The organism is Bordetella petrii, from assembly GCF_020991325.1.
GTDB classification, from domain to species: Bacteria; Pseudomonadota; Gammaproteobacteria; order Burkholderiales; family Burkholderiaceae_B; genus Bordetella_A; species Bordetella_A petrii_E.
Genome location: NZ_JAJMLX010000440.1, coordinates 1 through 2,032, shown reverse-complemented (window position 1 = coordinate 2,032; position 2,032 = coordinate 1). Strand labels below are relative to the sequence as shown.

Sequence of the window (2,032 nt, the reverse complement as noted above, 5' to 3'; positions counted from 1 at the left end):
CGCGCGCGCCGCCATCGCGCAGGCCGCGGCGGGCAAAGAGCAGGCCCGCCGCGCCGCGCGTGGCGAAGCCGGGTTGCTGCGCATCGGGTTCACCGTGCTGGCCCTGTACGGCCTGGTGCCGCATTGTGTGCGCGATTTCCGGGCCCGCTACCCTGCCGTACACGTAGAGCTCACGGAAATGAATTCGCCGTCGCTGGAAACCGCGCTGGCGGCTGATGCCATCGACGTCGCGGTCTTGCACCCGCCGCTGACACCCCGGGACTGAGCACCGCGCGCCTGCCGGGCGAACGCCTGGTACTGGCGCTGCCCGCCGCCCACCGCCTGGCGCGCCGCAAGACCGTGGCCGTGCACGAACTGGCCGGCGAGCCTTTCCTGATCGCCCCGCGCAGCGTCGGCCCCAGCATCTACGACCGTGTCATCGCGCTGTTCCAGCGCGCAGACGTCAGCCCGAATATCGTGCAGGAAGTGACGCCCATGACCTCGCTGACCGCGCTGGTGTCCGCCGGCATCGGCATGGGGCTGGTCACCGAAGGCATGTCACGCCTGCCCCGGCCGGACATCGTTTTCCGGCCCTTGCGTCCCGCAGCGCCCGTGCTGCCCTTCGCGCTGGGCTGGCGTGGCGAGCCGGCGCCCGCCACGCAACGCTTCATTGAAACCGCGCGGCATTGGCGCGCCTGAATCGCCCAGGACCGGGGTGGGATGCGCCCGGGGGCAATACGGCGGCGGGGGGCTTGACACCTACTTATGCTCAGACGTAGCATAAATGGAGCTCCTCTTTTTTTGGCCCATAAATACTCGTATTGAGCATAATTAGGCTGCCCCGACCGGGCCGCCGCCGGAGACCCGCCATGCACACACCCGCCACCCGGCCGGTTGAATTCGATCTGCCCCTGATGCCTGCCCAGGCATCGAGCTGTCCCACCACCGTGGGCCAGGCCTGGGCACGCGTGCCCGAACCGCTATCCGCGGCGCGCAAGCCCGCCGTCATCGAACAGATCCGCGCGCTGCTGGCCCGCCACCGCGCCGCACTGGTAGCCCATTACTACGTCGACGCCGACCTGCAGGAACTGGCCGAGGCCACGGGCGGCTGCGTGGGCGATTCGCTGGAAATGGCCCGCTTCGGACGCGACCACCCGGCCGATACACTGGTGGTGGCCGGCGTGCGCTTCATGGGCGAAACAGCCAAGATCCTCAGCCCGTCCAAGCGCATCCTGATGCCCGACCTGCAAGCCACCTGCTCGCTGGACCTGGGCTGCCCCGAAGACGATTTTGCCGCCTGGTGCGACGCGCATCCCGACCGCACCGTGGTGGTGTACGCCAACACCAGCGCGGCCGTGAAGGCGCGCGCCGACTGGGTGGTGACGTCGTCCATCGCGCTGGACGTCATTGCCGACCTGCATGCGCGCGGCGAACGCATTCTGTGGGCCCCCGACCGCCACCTGGGCAGCTATGTGCAGCGCCAGACTGGCGCGGACATGCTGCTGTGGCAGGGCGCCTGCATCGTGCACGATGAATTCAAGGGCACCGAACTGGAACTGCTGCGCGCCGACTATCCCCAGGCCAGGGTGCTGGCGCATCCGGAATCGCCGCAGCCGGTGCTGGCGCAGGCCGACGTGGTGGGATCCACCACGCAATTGATCGACGCGGCGCGCCGCCTGGATGCGGCGCATTTCATCGTGGCCACCGACCAGGGCATTCTGCACAAGATGCGCGCCGCCGCGCCCGGCAAGACATTCGTGGCCGCTCCCACCGCCGGCAACAGCGCCACCTGCAAAAGCTGCGCGCATTGCCCCTGGATGGCCATGAACGAACTGGCCGGCCTGGCCCATGCACTGGAGCACGGCCGCAACGAGATCACGCTGGACCCGGCCCTGGGCCGGCGCGCCAAGGTGCCCATCGACCGCATGCTGGCCTTCGCCGAACAGCGCAAGCAGCGCGTGCGCGCCAGCGGCGACATGGCGCGCGACACGGCCCTGTACGGCAACGTGGGCCCGGCCTGAGGAGACACCACCATGGCCTATGACGTGCTTAT

At 69.2% G+C, this 2,032-nt stretch carries 1 protein-coding gene and 1 pseudogene; both read left to right on the top strand.

Annotated features, from left to right (window positions below; all coding sequences use genetic code 11):
• Window positions 1-94: 94 nt before the first annotated feature.
• A pseudogene (locus LPZ50_RS24245) lies at window positions 95-678 on the top strand (LysR family substrate-binding domain-containing protein).
• A 170-nt stretch (window positions 679-848) separates the two neighbouring features.
• On the top strand, window positions 849-2,000 hold the full coding sequence (nadA, locus tag LPZ50_RS24240) for a quinolinate synthase NadA (RefSeq protein WP_230665395.1): 1,152 nt from the start codon (window positions 849-851) through the stop codon (window positions 1,998-2,000).
• Window positions 2,001-2,032: the final 32 nt, after the last annotated feature.

What these genes read in the sequence shown, in the direction of transcription:
- nadA (WP_230665395.1), top strand. Translation starts at nt 849, where the DNA reads ATGCACACACCCGCCACCCGGCCGGTTGAATTCGATCTGCCCCTGATG.